The 17,929-nt window shown below is 62.8% G+C and carries 13 protein-coding genes; 1 reads left to right on the top strand and 12 read right to left on the bottom strand.

The features are described from left to right. Window positions 1-33: 33 nt before the first annotated feature. Genes AC6I7A_RS08175 through AC6I7A_RS08150 form a run of 6 tightly spaced genes read right to left on the bottom strand, consistent with a single transcriptional unit; the run spans window position 34 to window position 5,910 of the window. Complete coding sequence (locus tag AC6I7A_RS08175) at window positions 34-831, bottom strand: glucose 1-dehydrogenase (protein ID WP_058956587.1); 798 nt, start codon at window positions 829-831, stop codon at window positions 34-36. An 11-nt stretch (window positions 832-842) separates the two neighbouring features. Further along, a complete protein-coding gene (locus AC6I7A_RS08170) occupies window positions 843-1,910 on the bottom strand; it encodes an ABC transporter permease (RefSeq protein ID WP_009090581.1) in 1,068 nt (355 codons plus the stop codon). A 17-nt stretch (window positions 1,911-1,927) separates the two neighbouring features. Then, window positions 1,928-3,454 (bottom strand): sugar ABC transporter ATP-binding protein, encoded by a 1,527-nt coding sequence (locus AC6I7A_RS08165; RefSeq protein WP_046101704.1) that lies wholly within the window; start codon window positions 3,452-3,454, stop codon window positions 1,928-1,930. A 10-nt stretch (window positions 3,455-3,464) separates the two neighbouring features. Continuing rightward, the gene (locus AC6I7A_RS08160) at window positions 3,465-4,076 is read right to left on the bottom strand and encodes a DUF2291 family protein (RefSeq protein ID WP_058956588.1); all 612 of its coding nucleotides are present in this window, start codon (window positions 4,074-4,076) and stop codon (window positions 3,465-3,467) included. A gap of 45 nt (window positions 4,077-4,121) precedes the next feature. Continuing rightward, entirely contained in the window at window positions 4,122-5,057 is a 936-nt protein-coding gene (locus AC6I7A_RS08155; protein WP_046101702.1) for a D-ribose ABC transporter substrate-binding protein, read from the bottom strand. A gap of 55 nt (window positions 5,058-5,112) precedes the next feature. Continuing rightward, entirely contained in the window at window positions 5,113-5,910 is a 798-nt protein-coding gene (locus tag AC6I7A_RS08150; RefSeq protein ID WP_009090586.1) for a GolD/DthD family dehydrogenase, read from the bottom strand. Between the two features lie 352 nt (window positions 5,911-6,262). On the opposite strand from AC6I7A_RS08150, the gene AC6I7A_RS08145 reads away from it, so the two are divergent. Further along, entirely contained in the window at window positions 6,263-7,075 is an 813-nt protein-coding gene (locus AC6I7A_RS08145) for a DeoR/GlpR family DNA-binding transcription regulator (RefSeq protein WP_046101701.1), read from the top strand. Between the two features lie 200 nt (window positions 7,076-7,275). Here the strand turns inward: AC6I7A_RS08145 and cobA are convergent, their stop codons facing one another. From cobA to AC6I7A_RS08115, 6 genes are read right to left on the bottom strand one after another with little or no spacing between them, the layout of a single operon-like run. Then, on the bottom strand, window positions 7,276-8,115 hold the full coding sequence (gene cobA, locus AC6I7A_RS08140) for a uroporphyrinogen-III C-methyltransferase (protein ID WP_058956589.1): 840 nt from the start codon (window positions 8,113-8,115) through the stop codon (window positions 7,276-7,278). After that, on the bottom strand, window positions 8,115-10,733 hold the full coding sequence (locus AC6I7A_RS08135; RefSeq protein WP_058956590.1) for a nitrate reductase: 2,619 nt from the start codon (window positions 10,731-10,733) through the stop codon (window positions 8,115-8,117). The genes cobA and AC6I7A_RS08135 overlap by 1 nt, the downstream gene beginning before the upstream one ends. Further along, window positions 10,730-14,794 (bottom strand): nitrite reductase large subunit NirB, encoded by a 4,065-nt coding sequence (gene nirB / locus AC6I7A_RS08130; RefSeq protein WP_072215460.1) that lies wholly within the window; start codon window positions 14,792-14,794, stop codon window positions 10,730-10,732. The genes AC6I7A_RS08135 and nirB overlap by 4 nt, the downstream gene beginning before the upstream one ends. Window positions 14,795-14,804: 10 nt before the next feature. Beyond that, window positions 14,805-15,593, bottom strand: a complete 789-nt coding sequence (locus AC6I7A_RS08125; protein ID WP_058956591.1) for an ABC transporter ATP-binding protein — start codon at window positions 15,591-15,593, stop codon at window positions 14,805-14,807. A gap of 10 nt (window positions 15,594-15,603) precedes the next feature. Continuing rightward, the gene (gene ntrB, locus AC6I7A_RS08120) at window positions 15,604-16,476 is read right to left on the bottom strand and encodes a nitrate ABC transporter permease (RefSeq protein ID WP_009090596.1); all 873 of its coding nucleotides are present in this window, start codon (window positions 16,474-16,476) and stop codon (window positions 15,604-15,606) included. Between the two features lie 11 nt (window positions 16,477-16,487). Beyond that, window positions 16,488-17,738: a CmpA/NrtA family ABC transporter substrate-binding protein gene (locus AC6I7A_RS08115; RefSeq protein WP_058956592.1), complete on the bottom strand. Its 1,251-nt coding sequence runs from the start codon at window positions 17,736-17,738 to the stop codon at window positions 16,488-16,490. Window positions 17,739-17,929: the final 191 nt, after the last annotated feature.

Raw genomic sequence — 17,929 nt, 5'->3', positions numbered from 1 at the left:
GCCTGAGCGGCAGGCCAGCCGCGTCCGACGCCGTCAGGAGAAGATCAGACCCCCATCCACATTAATGGTCTGACCGGTGATGTAGCGCGCATCCTCGGAGGCCAGAAAGGCCACCAGTCCGGCCACATCCTCCGGCTGTCCGGCGCGCTTCAGCGGAATGTTGTTGACCCACTCCGCCATCAGCTCACCTGTGCCGTAGGTTTTCTTTTCGCTGCTGAGGATCGCTCCCCAGACCCGATCGTTATAATCCCACATCTCACTCTCAATGATACCGGGACAAAAGGCGTTGACCGTGATGTTCCACGGGGCCAGCTCCAGCGCCAGGCTCTGCGTGATGCCAATCACCCCCATTTTGCTGGCGGCATAGTGCGGCGTGTAGATAAAGCCCTGCCGTCCCTGCCCCGACGAGGTGTTGATCAGGCTGCCGCTGCGCTGCGTCACCATATATTTTGCCGCTTCACGACAGCAGAGCCAGACGCCGGTCGTATTGACCGCCAGAATCCGCTCAAAGTCGCTTTTTGGCAGCGTATCGAACCGGTCAATGGTGATGACCCCCGCATTCTGGATCGACACATCTATCTGACCAAAGCGTTCGGCGGCCTGCTGATAGAGCTGCTGCACCGCGGCTTCATCGGTCACGTCAGCCTGCAGCGCCAGAATCTCACTGCCATACTGCTGCCGCAGCTGGTCGGCGGTGGCAAACACCCGGTCCGCATTGGACACCATCACCAGCCGCGCCCCGTCGCGGGCGAACCGCGCGGCGATACCGGCTCCAATCCCCCGGCAGGCACCGGTGATCACGACAGTTTTTCCCTGCTGTTTTCCGTTCATCATTGCTCCTGTTACGTGTGACGCACATCAGTGAGGGGTGCCGGCTGCGGCTTTTTTTCATGGCGACGCAGCAGCACCACTTTGCTTTGCAGACGCTGCTGGAACTGATCAATCACCACGGCCGTGACAATCACCAGCCCTTTAATCACCATCTGCCAGAAATCGCTGACGCCCATCATCACCATGCCATCCGCCAGGAAGACGATAACGAAAGCGCCGATAATCGAGCCGGAGACGCGCCCGCGTCCCCCCGCCAGCGCGGTGCCGCCCAGTACGGTGGCCCCGATAGCGTCCATTTCAAACATGTTGCCGGTCATCGGGTGCGCGGTCTGCAGCTGAGACGCCACCACCAGCCCCACCAGCCCGGCGCAGAGGCCGGAAAAGGCGTAAACAAAGATTTTAACTTTGATGATCGGCACCCCTGCCAGCCGTGCGGCGGACTCGTTGCCGCCCGTGGCATAGATATAGCGCCCCAGCGGCGTTTTGCGCGTCAGGTAGAGTCCCAGCAGTAAAAAGCCGAGCATCAGCCAGATAGGCAGATAGACGCCCAGCAGGGTGCCGGACCCCAGCACGGCAAAGCCGGTGTTGCCCAGGGCGGGCAGCCCGACCAGATTGGCGTAGGTGCCGCCATCGTTAAACAGCAGCGCCGCGCCCCGCGCCACATACATCATGCCCAGGGTGCAGATAAAGGGCGCCACGCCCAGCCGGGTGATCACCGTGCCGTTAATCAGTCCGGCCAGGATGCCAAAGAGGGCCACCACCAGAATCACTTCGGGCACGTTCAGGAACAGCGTATTGCCGCCCCATAGCGGAATGCCATTGGTCAGCAGCGCGCCCGCCACCATCCCACAGATCCCGGCAACCGCGCCCACCGAGAGGTCTATGCCGCCGGTCAGGATCACCAGCGTCATCCCTATCGCCAGCAGCCCGGTGATCGCCACGTGCTGCGTCATGATCAGCAGGTTAGAGGGGGTAAGAAAGTTCGGTACCATCACGCTGAAAAAGCAGACCACGATCAGCAGCGCAATGAAGGTGCGCGCTTTGAGCAGGTACATGTAGAGCAGATATTTTTGGTTCATCAGATTCTCCGGCCCGCTTAATCCTGCGGGGTTGATGCCGCGATGAGGTGTTCGCGCGTGGCCGCTGCGCGGGGCAGATCGGCCGTTATCCGGCCATCGGCCATCACTAAAATCCGGTCCGCCAGTGCCATCACCTCATCCAGTTCGGAGGAGGAGAACATCACCGCCAGCCCCTGCTGCGCCAGATTGCCAATCAGGTGATAGACATCGGTCTTCGCGCCCACGTCGATGCCGCGTGTCGGCTCATCCAGCAGGACCACCTGCGGCCCGGTCATCAGCGCCTTACCCAGCACCACCTTCTGCTGATTACCGCCGCTCAGCGACGTGACCGGCAGGTCGGGATCGCTGACTTTGATCGCCAGATGGCCGATCATCTCACTGACCCGCTGCTGCTCGCGACGCGGGTTGAGCCGCCCCAGTGCCCGACGAAAGCCGCGCAGGCTGAAGTCCGAGAGCGTCATGTTGGCGGTGATCGACATCAGTTCAATCACCCCTTCGCCTTTACGATCCTCCGGCACCAGCGCAATGCCGCTTTTCAGCCGCTGCTGGAAGCTGCGTTTCGCCAGATCGCGGCCCGCCAGCCGCACCCGGCCCGACTGGCAGGGCATCAGGCCAATCAGCCCTTTAAACAGTTCTGTCCGACCGGCGCCGAGCAGGCCATAGATGCCGATTACTTCCCCCTTGCGCAGCGTAAAACTCACCGCATTCAGCCTGTAACCACCGTTCTGATGCAGGGCAGTCAGCCCCTCCACCTCCAGCACGGTTTCCCCCTGCGGGGCAGGCTGAAAGTCGAACTGTTTTTTCCGGTCGCCCACCATCTGCGCGATAATCCACGGCACGCTGGCGTCGCGTACCTCGCGCTCACTGATAAAGCGGCCATCGCGGAAAATCGTGATGTGATCGCCGATCTCCATCAGCTCCTCCAGCCGGTGGGAGATGTAGATAATGGTGACGCCGCGCCGCTTGAGCTGCTCAATGACGCTGAACAGCACTTTCACCTCCGACTGACTGAGCGCGCTGGTCGGCTCGTCCATGATCAGCACCCGGGTATCCTTGGAGAGCGCCCGGGCGATCTCCACCAACTGCTGATGACCGATACCCAGCTCGCCCAGCGGCGCAAAGGGATCGACATCCAGCTGCAGCCTCTCCAGCAGCGACTTCGCCAGCGCATACTGATACTTCTCGTTGATCACCCCGCGCTGGAAAAACTCGTTGGCGATAAAGATGTTGTCCATGACGTTCATGTTGGGAAACAGGTTCAGCTCCTGAAAAATGATGCTGATCCCCTGTTTCTCTGCCTGCTGGGTGGAGTGAAGCGACACCGGCCGGCCATCCAGCAGAATCTCGCCCGACGAGGGGGTCTCCACGCCGGCCAGCATCTTCATCATGGTGGACTTCCCGGCGCCGTTCTCGCCGATCAGGACATTCACTTTGTTGCGGTAGACCCGGTAGTTGACCTGATCGAGTGCGGTTACGCCGGGGTAAAGACGCGACAGGTTGCGCGTTTCAATAATTACATCGCCGGGCTGTTGAGGTTGCTGCATCTGCCGCTCCTTATTGCCGGGAAATGGCGGCCGGGGTGATATCCGGCAGCTGTTGCGGAATGTCCCAGCTGCTGAACACGCCGGTCACCTTCACCTTATCGCCCACCTTCGGCGCGAAGTGCTGCATCATCTGCGAGGCGTGCTGATTAATCGCCTTACCGAAGTCACCGAACAGCACCTGGTCGTTAAAATCCTGATAACCTGCGCCCCGGTAGCCATCACGCAGCGCGGTGCCACGGATGATCGGCCCGATCTGAATAGTGACACTGTCACCTGATTCATCCTTTACGGTCATCTTTCCGCTGCGTGAGGTAGTGTTGACTGCCGTCACATCGCCCTGTACCGAGACGCTGAAGATGCAGGGATTCTCCGCCTGAGTGCGATAGCCTTCGGTCTGACAGGCAGTGTCAAAATCTTTGGCTGACCGCATTGAGGTCAGCAGCGCTGACACGGGCCGCGCCTCCGCCTGAAGCTGCGGCACCAGCTTCTGCTGCCACATCTGGTCAATATCAGCCATCTTCGGGTTAGGGGGATTTTTCAGGTCAGCCAGCTCCTGCTGCGACACAATTCGGCAGCCACTCAGCAGCACGACCACCAGCGTCAGCCAGACTTTTCGGGACATCTTCTTCTCCCATGCGCCCGCCAGCGCAGGCGCGGCAGCGGTTAATTACGACTTGTAGTTGAAGTCCTGAACGCCTTTGGCATTCTCCGGGGTGATCAGAATGCCGCGGAACATCACCCGCTGTTTTTCCGGCTTCACGCCTTTCTGAATGAAGTTGTCGAGATCGGTCACTCCTTCGGCGGCAATCGCCTGCGCCTGCAGCATGACGGTGGCTTTCAGCGTGCCGGCTTTCACCGCGTCGCGTTCGTCGTTGCTGCCGTCAATCCCCACCACAATCACGTCGTCACGCCCCGCCGCTTTCAGTGCCGCAATCGCCCCCAGCGCCACCGGACCGTTGCCGCAGATGACCCCTTTTACATCCGGGTGCGCCTGCAGGATGCTGTCCATGATGCGCTTGCCGTCGATCAGCGTGCCTTTGGCATCCTGACGCGCCACGCTCTGCATGTCGGGATATTGATCCAGCACCTGATGGAACGATTTCGAGCGTGTCACGCAGTTGTTATCCGCCAGGTTGCAGGCGAGTTCGGCGTACTTACCCTTTTCACCCATCTTTTCCACGAAGACGTTGGCCACGTCTGAGCCGGCCTGAAAGTTGTTGTGGGTGATCTGGGCCAGCGCCACGTCATCCACCGGAATTTCCCGGTTGATCAGCACCACCGGGATCCCGGCATCTTTGGCTTTTTTAATGGCCGCTACGCTGGCAGTGGAGTCAGCGTTATCGAGCACGATACCCTGCACTTTTTTACCAATCGCGGCGTCGATCAGTTCGCTCTGCTTCTTCACATCCTCACCATGCGACAGCACGGTGGTTTTGTAGCCCAGCTCCTGCGCTTTGAGATTGGCCCCTTTGGCCTCTGATGCGTAATAGGGATTATCGAGTGAGTTAACCAGGATCATAATGGTGCCTTTTTCGGCGGCAAACGCCGCCTGCGAAACCAGGCAGGCAGCCACGGCACTACACAGCAGGGTACGGTTTTTCATGATGTTCTCGCTTATCGTTATGTCAGGGTGTTCATTCCCGGGTGTCAGCGTGGCGTTACCAGATGGTGAAGCCCCCATCGATCATCAGGTCCGCGCCGGTAATCATGTCGCTGCCGTTGCTGGCGAAAAAGAGCACGGCGGCGGCGATCTCGTCGGTGTAGGCAAAGCGTCCCAGCGGGATCAGCTTTTTCATCTGCTCGCCCTTCTCGCCGCGCCACGCTTTTTCGCCCATTGGCGTCAGCACCACGGTGGGCGACAGGGTGTTTACGTTGATACGATGCGGGGCAAACTCTTTCGCCATGACTTTGGTCATGCCGAGCAGGCCCGCTTTGGCTGAGGTGTAGGCGACATGGTTGTCGATAGCGATCGAGGCAGCCTGCGAGGCGATATTGATAATTTTGCCGCCCGCACCCGCCCGGATCATCTGTCGTGCAGCCGCCTGTGAGCAGAGAAAAGGCCCGGTGAGGTTGACGGCGATCTGCTTCTGCCACTCAGCAAAGTCGGTCTCCACCACCGGCTGCAGCATCACGTAGCCTGCGCAGTTCACCAGAATGTCGATGCGGCCATAGTGGGCAACCACCGTCTCAAAGGCGGCGTCGACAGAGGCGGGGTCGGTAACGTCACAGCAGACAAACCGGACCCGGTCGGCGGCAAAGTCCTTCTGCAGACTGGCAACCTTCTCCGCTTCAAACGGCGGATAGAGCAGTGCCAGACGCGCCCCCTTCTCCAGCAGCATGCCGTTGGTGGCCATCGCAATCCCGCCCAGCCCGCCGGTCACGACGGCCACTTTGTCACCCAGATTCAGGGCGGTATCCACGCCGTAGCGCAGGTTTACGTCATATTCACCACTCATCCCACTCTTCCCCTCAGATTTTTGCTGATGCCGTTGGCTTACTCATTTTCGAACAAAAATATATGCTATCGAAAAGAAATGATATGTGGAGCAGATCAAATTTCGACCATCTCACAGCCCGCGCCGCTTATCTGATTGAAAAGGCGTGATCTGGCTTGCAGTAGTGAAATAAAGCCTGACAGGCGCGATCCGGAAAGCGTGAGAGATTCAACAACCTGTCTGCTTTTTATTTTCATTCGAAAATCAATGATGCGCCGGGCCATCTCGCATTCAGAAAAAGGGCGCGTTAAACTCAGCCACAAAGAGCCTGTTCGCCCGACCCGTCAGGTCACTGGAAAAGGGAGCATTTCGATTGAAAAGCAAAAGTGAGCAGTTCGCTGACATGCAGCAACGCCGCGAGAAAATTCTGGAGATGATCCGTGAGGATGGCACCGTCACGGTTAAAGCCCTGACGGAGACCTTTGGGCTGACGGAGGCCACCCTGCGCAGCGACCTGCGTATGCTGCAAAAACAGGGGTTTGTACAGCGCTATCACGGCGGCGCGACCCTGATGACCGGTAAACAGAACAGCGGTGCAATGCTGCTGGAGCGGCAGACACATCTGGAAGAGAAAGAGGCAATTGGCCGACTGGCGGCGCAGCACATCGAAAATGGCGATACGGTGATTTTCGATTCCGGCACCACCACCACGGCCATCACTGATGCCCTCAGCCATATCCGGCGTCTCTCCGTGGTAACGACCGCGGTGAATATCGCCCTGAAGCTGGGTGGCGAGCCGGGGATCAACATCCTGCTCACCGGGGGCACCTTTAAATTTCCGACACTCTCCACCTCTGGCGAAAAAGCGGCCAGTTTCTTTGAGAACGTGCTGGCGGAGAAACTCTTTCTGGCCACCGCCTGCATCTCGCCGCGTCTCGGCCTGAGCTTTCCGAGTGAAACCGACATCAAGGTAAAACTGGCGATGATCAAATCGGCCAGCACGGTTTACGTGGTCGCCGATTCGAGCAAAATCGACAAAGTATCGATGTTTGCGCTGCCCTGCGACTGGAGCCACATTCACTATCTGATTACCGACAGCGGCATCAGCCCCGCTCAGGTCAGCGCGTTCGAAGCGCTGGGCGTGAAAGTGCTGGTTGCCCCTCTGCCCATGAAGCGGGCGATGTAACGGATTAGCACGCAGCGTTTTGAACGAAAGGAAGCACCGCCTTCAGCCGGGCAGGTAAGGCCTGCCTGAAGAGCAAAGTGTGCGAGCCAGGGAGGGCGAGCCCAATCCGCAGGGAGGCAGGAATCCTTTGCGATCAGGCAGGCCTTTCCTGCACGACGCACCGCCCCCACAGCCTGCCCCTGCTGCACGACGCATCGCCCTCACAGCCCGCTCCAGCCTGCGCCTGCGCCTGCTGCACGCACAACGCCCTGCTCCTGCAAATCTGCCCGGTAAAACCGCACGACGTCTCCTACCATCAGCAGCGACGGCGACACCGGCTGCGCCTGCGCCACCGTCTCCGCCAGCCCGCCCAGGGTAGTGATCAGCACCCGCTGATCCGGCCGGGTCCCCTTTTCGATAATCGCCACCGGCGTCTCCCTGTCGCGCCCGTGCGCCTGAAGCTGCGCACTGATCGAGGCACTCCAGCTCAGCCCCATATAGAACACCAGCGTCTCATTCACCGCCGCCAGCGCAGCCGCATCCAGCTGCGGCTCGCCCAGCCGCCTATGCCCGGTAATCAACCGCAACGACTGTGCGCAATCCCGGTGCGTTAACGGGATACCGCTGGCCGCCGCACAGCCCACCGCCGCCGTAATCCCCGGCACCACCTCACAACGGATCCCGGCCTGCTGCAGGCTCACCATCTCCTCGCCACCGCGACCAAAAATAAAGGGATCGCCGCCTTTCAGCCGGATCACGTTGCGCCCGCTGCGCGCCAGATCCACCAGCAGCTGATTGATCTGCGCCTGCTTCAGCCCATGCGCGCCCGGCTGCTTGCCCACGTCAATCGACAACGCGCTCTCCGGCACCTCCGCCATCACCGCTTCGCTCACCAGCCGGTCATACACCACCACCTCCGCACGCTGCAGCAACCGCAATGCCTTCACCGTCAGCAGATCCACATCACCCGGCCCGGCCCCGACCAGCCAGACGCTGCCCGCCTGCCCGCCCGCACCGGCCGGAGCCAGTAACTTATCCAGAGAATCAATTGCCCGCGTCATCATTCCTCCACCACCACGTCAGACAACAACAGCTGCTTCAGCTCCGGAATACAGGAGCCGCACTGTGTGCCGCACTTCAGCCTCTCGCCCAGCGCCTGAGTCGACCGGCACCCCTGCGCCATCGCCTGCAAAATCGCCTGCTCACCCACCGCCATACAGCTGCAGATTATCCGGCCCGTCGCCCTGCCCTCTGCGGCCCGACCGGCCAGCACGCTGTGCCGCCCGGCCGCATCCTGCGGGGCAGCCAGGAAGGCCGCCGCGACAAACGCACTCTCCAGCGCCGGCTGCGCTGTGCCAGCGTAAAACGCCAGCTGCAACGCGCCGTCGCGCCAGGCCAGCAGCCGGTAGTCACTGCCGCTGCCGGTGGCGACCTGCACCTCACAACCGGTCAGATCCGCATGATCGGCCAGCCACACCTGCGGCGAGCCCTCGCCCGCCACCGCAAACCGCTGCACCGCCGGATAGGGCACGCGCGCCCAGTAACGCAATCCGGCGGGCGGCGTCATCCCGCGCTGCCACAGCCAGCCCTGCCACTGCACCGCCAGCGGCAGGATGCGCACGGGCGTCTGCTTCAGCGCAGGCTGCCCGGAAAAAGGACAGGCCCGGGCGGCAACCAGCATGTCGACGTGCCCCTGCTGACTGAACTGCCGGTTCCAGTGCATCGGCACAAACAGCTCGCCGCGCCGCATCCCGGCATCCGCACGCACCCGCACGCTGATCCAGCCCTGCTGCGACTGCACCCGCGCCAGCCCGCCCGGCGTCACACCATACTGCACGGCATCCGCCGGATGCAGTGCCGCAAACGGCTCATCACAATGCTGCATCAGGCGCGGCACCAGCCCGGTCCGGGTCATGGTATGCCACTGGTCGCGCACCCGACCGCTGTTCATCAGCAGCGGATAAGCCGCATCACGCGGCACAGCCCTTGGCGTTGCCGGCACCCGTAACTGCGCTTTACCATCCGGATGAAAAAAGCGCCGATCGCTGAACAGCCGGGCGCAGCCCCGGGGGTGGTCAGCGTTTACCGGCCACTGCACCGGACGCAGCGCGTCGTACTCCGCCTGACTCAGCTGCGCCAGCCCGCTGATATCGAATGCCCGCTGCCCCCCGTTCTCAAAACCGGACAGCGCAGCATGTTCGCGGAAGATCTCCGACGGATGCTGCCAGTTAAACCCCTCACTGAACCCTAACCGCTGCGCCACCTGAGCCAGCAGCCACCAGTCTGGCCGGGTATCACCCGGTGCGCTGACGAAAGCACGCTGACGTGAAATCCGCCGCTCTGAGTTGGTTACGGTGCCACTCTTCTCGCCCCAGCCCTGGGCAGGCAGCAGGATATCGGCAAAGGCGCTGGTGTCAGTCTGCGCCATCACATCGGACACAATCACCAGCGGACAGGCCGCCAGCGCCTGCGCCACCCGATTGCCCTCAGGCATCGACACCGCCGGGTTGGTCCCCATGATCCACACCGCTTTCACGCTGCCCTCCCCGATCGCCCTGAACAGCTCCAGCGCGGTCAGCCCGGGCTGACGAGCTATCACCGGACTGCGCCAGAAACGCTGCACCCGGTCGCAATCTTCTGCGGTAAACGTCATGTGCGCCGCCAGCTGGTTCGCCAGTCCGCCCACCTCGCGGCCGCCCATGGCATTTGGCTGTCCGGTCAGCGAAAAGGGGCCGCAGCCCGGGCGGCCTATTTTGCCGCTCAGCAGATGCAGATTGAGGATGGCCTGATTGTTGTCGCTGCCGGTGACGGACTGATTGATCCCCATACACCAGAGCGTCAGCACCCGATCGTGCTCACTGAACAGCCGGAAAAAGTGCGTCACCTGCTGCACGGTTAAATCGCACGCCACCGCCACCCGAACCACATCCCACGCCGCCGCCGCGGCCAGCGTCTCTGAGACGCCGTTGAGGTGCGGCAACATGCTGGCATCCAGGCCCTTCGTCTGTGCCAGCCAGTGCAGCAGGCCGGAAAACAGCACCGCATCGCTGCCGGGACGCAGCGGCAGGTGCAGATCAGCCTGATCGCCGCTCGCGGTCCGGCGCGGGTCCAGCACCACGATGCGCATCGCCGGACGCTGCTGCTTCGCCTGCATCAGCCGCTGCCAGACGACCGGGTGCGCCCAGGCGGCGTTAGAGCCGACCAGCAGCACCAGATCGGCCTGCTCCAGATCCTCATAACAGCAGGGCACTGCGTCCGCGCCCAGCGCCCGCTTATATCCCACCACCGCGGACGCCATACAGAGCCGCGAATTGGTGTCGATGTTGGCGGCGCCGATGTAGCCCTTCATCAGTTTATTGGCGACGTAGTAATCCTCGGTCAGCAGCTGACCGGAGCCGTAAAACGCTACCGCCTCCGGCCCATAGCGATCGATTACCGCGCGCAGCCCCGCCGCCGCCGCATCCAGCGCGGATGCCAGGCTGACCGGCTGACCGTCGACCCTGGCCGTCAGCAACCGGCCTTCCGGCGTCAGCGTCTCGCCCAGCGCCGCGCCCTTGACGCATAACCGGCCCAGGCTGGCAGGATGGTGCGGATCGCCGGTGACAACGGCCTGCTGCGACCCCTGCGGCGTGACGCAGACGCCACAGCCCACGCCACAATAGGGACAGGTGCTGTTCATGATGCCTGCGCCAGCGGGTTAAGCGGACGGTTTGCCAGCCAGATCTGCCCCGCTTCCAGCTTCACCGGCCAGCAGCGCAGCTGATGCTGCGGGTTATCCAGGCTCTGTCCGTCACGCAGCCGCACCCGCTGTTTATAGAGCGGGGAGATCACCACCGGCTCGCCGCCCACATCGCCCAGAATCCCGCGCGACAGTACGCTGGCATCGCTGCCGGGCTCGCGATCCTCCAGCGCATAGAGCGTCTCGCCAAAGCGGAACAGGGCCACCCGTTCGCTGCCGAGGCGCGCACCGATCCCCGCCTGAGGCGGAATCGCCTCCAGCGCGCAGATGGCACTCCACGGCTCGGCGGGCAGCTGTAACAGCGGCCGCGCGGCCACCGTTTCAGGCTGACGCTGACCGCGTACCCGGCTGTAGTGCAGCGTCTCATCCGGCTGCGCGCTGTTGAGGGTTGGGGTGAACAGCGCCAGGCGCGACGGGTCCGCCAGCGTGGTCTGCCACTCGCACTGGTAAGCGTCGACCACCTGCTGCATCTCCGCCTCCAGCGTCGCGCCCAGACCGAGGCTATCCTCGATGATCACCTGCCGCAGATAGTCCAGACCGCCCTCCAGATTGTCCATCCAGACGCTGGTACGCTGCAGACGATCGGCGGTGCGGATATAGAACATCAGCAGGCGATCCACATAGCGCAGCAGCGTGGCATCATCGAGATCGCTGGCGAAGAGGTCGGCGTGACGCGGCTTCATGCCGCCATTGCCACAGACGTAGAGGTTCCAGCCCTTGTCGGTGGCGATCACCCCGATATCCTTGCTCTGCGCCTCGGCGCATTCGCGGGTGCAGCCGGAGACCGCCATCTTGATCTTGTGCGGCGCGCGCAGTCCCTTGTAGCGGTTCTCCAGGGCGATAGCGAAGGCGGTCGAGTCCTGCACGCCATAGCGGCACCAGGTCGATCCGACGCAGGACTTCACGGTGCGCAGCGACTTGCCATAGGCGTGACCGGTTTCAAACCCGGCGTCGAGCAGCGTCTGCCAGATGTCGGGCAGCTGGTCGAGCCGTGCGCCAAACAGGTCGATACGCTGGCCGCCGGTGATTTTGGTGTAGAGATCGTAGCGCGCCGCCACCTCACCAATGGCAATCAGCCCCTGCGGCGTGATTTCGCCCCCCGGCACGCGCGGCACGACGGAGTAGGTGCCATCTTTCTGGATGTTGGCGAAGTAGCGATCGTTGGTGTCCTGCAACGGCAGATGCGCCGGTCTGAGCAGGTAGTCGTTCCAGCAGGAAGCGAGCAGCGACGCCACCAGCGGTTTGCACACTTCGCAGCCCTGGCCTTTGCCGTGAGACGCCAGCAGCGCATCGAAGGTTCTGAACTCCCCCGCCCGCACCAGGTGATACAGCTCCTGACGCGAATAGCTGAAATGGTCACAGACATCCTTCTTCACCTCGACGCCGAGGTTTTCCAGTTCATACTCCATGACCTGCTTCACCAGCGCCGCGCAGCCGCCGCAGCCGGTGGCGGCTCGGGTGCAGCTTTTGATACTGATCATCTCCCCGCATCCGGCCTGAACCGCCGCACAGATGTCGCCCTTGCTGACGTTGTGGCAGGAGCAGACCTGCGCACTGTCGGGCAGCGCCGCGACGCCGGGCGCTTTCGGCGCACCGGCCAGCGCAGGCAGGATCAGGCTTTCCGGGGTTGCGGGCAGCGGCAATACATTGAGCATCATCTGCAGCAGCGAGATGTACTCACTGCTGTCGCCCACCAGCACGCCCCCCAGCAGCCGGGTGTTATCCGCGGAGACCACGATCTTTTTGTAGATGCCTTTAGGGCCATCACTCCAGTAATAGTGCTGGCTGCCCGGCGTGCGCCCGTGCGCGTCGCCGAACGACGCCACCTCCACCCCCAGCAGCTTCAGTTTTGTGCTCATGTCGGCACCGCTGAAGGCCGCAGGCTCTCCAGCCAGATGTCCGGCAAGCACCCGTGCCATCTGGTAACCGGGGGCGACCAGCCCGAAAATCTGCCCGTTCCACAAGGCGCATTCGCCAATGGCAAAGATCGCCGCATCGCTGGTCTGGCAGCTGTCGTTAATTTCAATGCCGCCGCGGGGGCCGAGCGTCAGGCCCGCCTCCCGAGCCAGCTCATCCCGCGGCCGGATACCGGCGGAGAAGAGCACCAGATCGGTGGGCAGCGCGCTGCCGTCGGCAAACCGCAACACCACGCTGCCGTCCGGCTGCGGCTCAATGATGTCGGTCTGCTTCGAGGTGTGAACCGTGACGCCCAGCGCATCGATCTTCTGGCGCAGCATCAGCGCCCCGCCCTCATCCAGCTGCACCGCCATCAGCCGTGGCGCGAACTCCACCACGTGGGTTTCCAGCCCGAGCTGCTTCAGGGCGTTGGCCGCCTCCAGACCGAGCAGGCCGCCGCCAATCACTACACCGCGCTGACTGTGGCGGGCGCAGGCTGCGATCGCATCCAGATCGTCCAGGGTGCGGTAGACAAAGCAGCGGTCGCCATCGTGGCCCGGCACCGGCGGCACAAACGCGCGTGAACCGGTTGCCAGCACCAGCCTGTCCCACGCCAGCTCATTGCCCGCGCTGTCGCGCAGGCTGCGCTGCGCCCGATCGATTGCCACCACCTGACAGCCGCTGCGCAGTTCAATCCCCTGCAGGGCAAAAAAGTCTGCGCTGACCAGCGACAGCGCGTCCGCCGCTTTGCCGCTGAAGTAGTCGGAGAGATGAACCCGATCGTACGCCGGCTGCAACTCCTCGCCGTACACCACGATGTGGTAGTGCTGATGCAGCTGGCGGGCAACGAGTTGCTCAAGAAAGTAGTGACTGACCATACCGTGACCGACCACGGCTAATACGGGTTTACTCATCTCAGGACTCTCTGCAGCCTGCGGCTGCGGTTCAGGTTGATCGGGGTCGAACAGGGCGTTAAGCGTGACCGCCTCGCCCCGCTGCAGACGCGCCAGCAGTGCCGGGCCCTGTCGGGTGTCGCCAGAGAGCAGCACCCCGCGCAGGCGGCCCTGGCGAAGAAACAGACGGCGATAGTCGCCGGAAAGCGGATCGAAACTGTGGAGGGATTCCCCCTCACTGATATCCCCGGCGCTGAACAGCGAAATGCCGCTGACTTTGAGCCGGGTCGCCAGCGGCTGACTGACGAAATCGGGCTGCGGCGATCCCGCCAGCTGCGCCGCCAGAATCTCAGCCTGCGCCAGGCAGGGGGCCACCAGCCCCAGGGTTTCACCCTTGTGTTCACAACACTCGCCCACGGCATACACCCCGCTGACCGCGCTGCGCAGCTGGCCATCGACCAGAATGCCGCGCTGACAGGGCAGCCCCGCCGCCCTGGCCAGCGTCACCTCCGGCTCAACGCCGATGGCGATCACCACCTGACGAGCGGCGCAGCGCTGGCCATCCGTCAGCGTCACATCTGCTTTGCCGATGGCCGCAATGCCGCTGTTCAGCAGACAGCGGATACCGCGCTGTTCCAGAGCCGCCTGTAACAGCCCGCCCGCCTGTGCATCCAGCTGGCGATCCAGCAGCCAGGGTTTGTGATGAACCAGCGTCACCGCCCGTCCCCGGGCGCGCAGCGCCGCCGCGGCTTCAATCCCGAGATAGCCGCCACCCAGCACCACGATCGGCCCCTCACCCGCCAGCAGCTGCCGGACATCTGCAATGCTGCGAAACGTCACGACGTTATCGCCCTCAATGCCGGGGATCGCAGGACGGCGCGGCCGTGATCCGGTGGCAAACACCAGCCGATCCCAGCCGAGCTGGCGCTGACAGGTCTGCAGCGTGCGGGCCGCCAGGTCAATCTGCAGCACGGTTTCACCGCTCAGCAGCGTGACGCCGTGCCGCTGATACCAGTCAGGGTCATGGATCAGGGTTTCATCGAATACCATTTCCCCGGCCAGCACCGGCGAGAGCAGCACGCGGTTGTAGTTGCCGTGCGGCTCGCGGCCAATGACCGTGATAGCAAAGCGCTGCGGCGCACGCTGCACCAGCCGCTCCACCATCTGCATCCCCGCCATGCCATTGCCTATCACCAGCAACCGTTGCCTCATGGTCTGCTCCCTATGCCGCCGTGGTCTGTTTTTCATAGAGGAAATGCAACACCTTCTGGCGCAGCTGGTGATAGCGCGGCTCATCGGCCAGCGCCACCCTGGCACGGGGACGCGGCAGATCGACGGTGAGGATCTCGCCAATCTGCGCGGCAGGGCCATTGGTCATCATCAGTACCCGATCGGAGAGCAGCACCGCCTCATCGACGTCATGGGTAATCAGCACGATGCTGGTGTTCAGCTCCTGCTGAATGCGCATCACGCTGTCCTGCAGATGTGCGCGGGTTAAGGCGTCCAGCGCGCCAAACGGCTCATCCAGCAGCAGCACGCGTGGCTTCATCGCCAGCGCCCGTGCAATGCCGACGCGCTGCTTCATGCCGCCGGAGATTTCGCCTGGCCGCTTGTGCATAGCGTGGCTCATCTGCACCCGATTCAGGTTGTGCTCGATCCAGTCGTGCATCTCCGCGCGGGTGAGACGTCCTTTAAACACCTGCTGCACCGCCAGCTCGACGTTCTGAAAGGCCGTCAGCCACGGCAGCAGCGAATGGTTCTGAAACACCACGGCGCGCTCCGGGCCGGGACCGGTAATCTCACGGTTGTCACAGAGCAGCACGCCGCTGCTGGGGCGGGTCAACCCGGCGATCAGGTTGAGCAGCGTCGATTTGCCGCAGCCGGAGTGACCGATCAGGCTCAGGGTTTCGCCTTCGTGGAGATCAAAACTGACGCTGTCGAGGGCCAGGAACTCGCCGCTGGCGGTGTTAAAACGCTGGCTTACCTGCTGAACGCGAATAATGTGTTTCATGCTCTTCCCCTTATTTTTCCCAGCTGAAGCGACGCACCAGCAGCATCAGCCCCTGCTCCAGCAGCAGGCCGACCACGCCGATAATCAGAATGGCGATCAGGATGTTGGCCACGTTGAGGTTGTTCCACTCGTTCCAGATCCAGAAGCCGATGCCCAGTCCGCCGGTCAGCATTTCGGCGGCGACGATCACCAGCCAGGCGATGCCGATAGAGAGGCGCACCCCGGTAAGGACAGCGGGCAGCACGGCGGGCAGCAGAATGCGGCGCATCACCGTCCATTCAGAGAGCTGTAACACCCGCGCCACGTTGAGGTAATCCTGCGGAATGCGCTGCACGCCTTCGGCGGTGTTGATGATCATCGGCCAGATGGAACAGATGAAAATGGTCCAGCTGGCCGCCGGCTCGGCGCGCTGAAACAGCAGCAGGCCAATCGGCAGCCAGGCCAGTGGACTCACCGGGCGCAGCAGGGCGATAACCGGATTGCCCATCCGGGCGAGAAAGGTGAACCGCCCCAGCAGAAAGCCTGCCGGAATGCCCACCAGCGCGGCGAGGCCAAAGCCGATGGCGACGCGCTGCAGCGAGGCCAGCACGTTCCAGCCGATGCCCTGGTCGTTGGGGCCGTTGCTGTAGAACGGATCGGCGAACAGGGTCTGCGCGGCCTGCCAGGTCACGTAAGGCGACGGAAACGCCGGTTCCGCCAGCGCGGCGAGCTGCCACACCAGCAGGAGCAGCAGCAGGCCGCCCGCGGCCGGAATGGTGCGCTGCAGCAGAGGCCGCAGACGCGCCGGACGGGGCGCGATTTTTGGGGTGACCTGTAACGGGATCACGGTGGCACGGCTCGGGGGGTTCACCGGCTGCGCCACGGCGCGCGCGTCAGTTTTCATAACGACCTCTCTTAACGTTTGATAGCGAAACTGGCGGCGTAGGCGGCAGGGTCACTGCCATCCCAGACTTTGCCGTCGATCAGGGTGCTGCTGCGCATCTCACTGGCGGGCACGGCAACCTGCCCCACCGCGCTGGCCGCCTCTTTATAGAGATCGAGGCGGTTGATCTGGCGGGCCACCGCGAGGTAATCGGGATCGTGGGTGAGCAGGCCCCAGCGTTTCATCTGGGTCAGGAACCACATGCCATCGGAGAGCCACGGAAAACTGACGTTGCCGTTGTCGAAAAAGCGCATCGGATGGGCGTCCTGCCACGTCTGGCCCAGACCGTTCTCATACTGGCCCAGCATCCGCCCCTGCAGCGTGTCGACGCGGGTGTTGATCCAGGCGCGTCCGGCCAGCACCTGCGCGGTTTCGCGGCGGTTATCGTCTGAGGCGTCGATCCAGCGCGCGGCGTCCAGCACGGCGGCGGTCAGCGCACGGGCGGTGTTGGGGTTCTCTTTCACCCACTGCGCGCGGGTGCCGAGTACTTTCTCCGGATGCTCCGGCCAGATCTGCTGGCTGGTGGCGGCGGTAAAGCCGATGCTGTCGCTGATGGCACGCTGGTTCCACGGCTCACCGACGCAGAAGCCGCTCATGTTGCCGATCTTCATGTTCATCACCATCTGCGGCGGCGGCACAACCACGGTGCGGATATCCTCAAACGGATTAATTCCGGCACTGGCCAGCCAGTAGTAGAGCCACATCGCATGGGTGCTGGTGGGAAAGGTGTGGGCGAAGGTCAGACTGCCTTTGGGACGGCTGTCGACCGCCTTTTTCAGGCTCGCCAGATCGGTCACGCCCTGACCCTTCAGCTGGTTCGACAGGGTAATGGCCTGGCCGTTATGGTTGAGCGTCATCAGGTTGGCCATGTCGTGCTGTGGCCCCGCCACGCCGAGCTGCAGCGCGTAGATCATGCCGTAGAGCACGTGCGCCGCATCCAGTTCACCGGAGGTCAGCTTGTCGCGCACCGCCGCCCAGCTCGCCTCTTTGCTGACCTGCAGCGTCAGGCCATACTTTTTGTCGAAGCCTTTCACCGACGCCATCACCACCGGCGCACAGTCGGTCAGCGGAATAAACCCGACCCGCACCTGCGCTTTTTCCGGCGCGTCCGACCCGGCCGCCCAGACCGCATTGCGTAATCCCGGAATGATCCAGGCTGCGCCCAGCGCCGCGCCGGAAAGCAGTGCCTGACGTCGTGTCAGTGAAAATGACGGTTTGCTCATCATGTTGCCCCTGAACAGAAATAAAAAAAGGCGTCCTCCGACAGACCGAAGCCTGCGGATGGACGCCTTTATCCAAAGCACTGATCCCACCGCCATTGGCGGGCGCAATGCATACTCTCTGTAAGGTTAAAGCAAAGGGTGTGCCAGTTTTTTCAACGCCGTCAATGGCGGTTCACCGGCCTCCCTCTGCT

It is taken from the genome of Type-F symbiont of Plautia stali (genome assembly GCF_059731105.1).
Note: the sequence above shows the minus strand (reverse complement) of the source record. Positions and strands in the feature narration are given on the sequence as shown.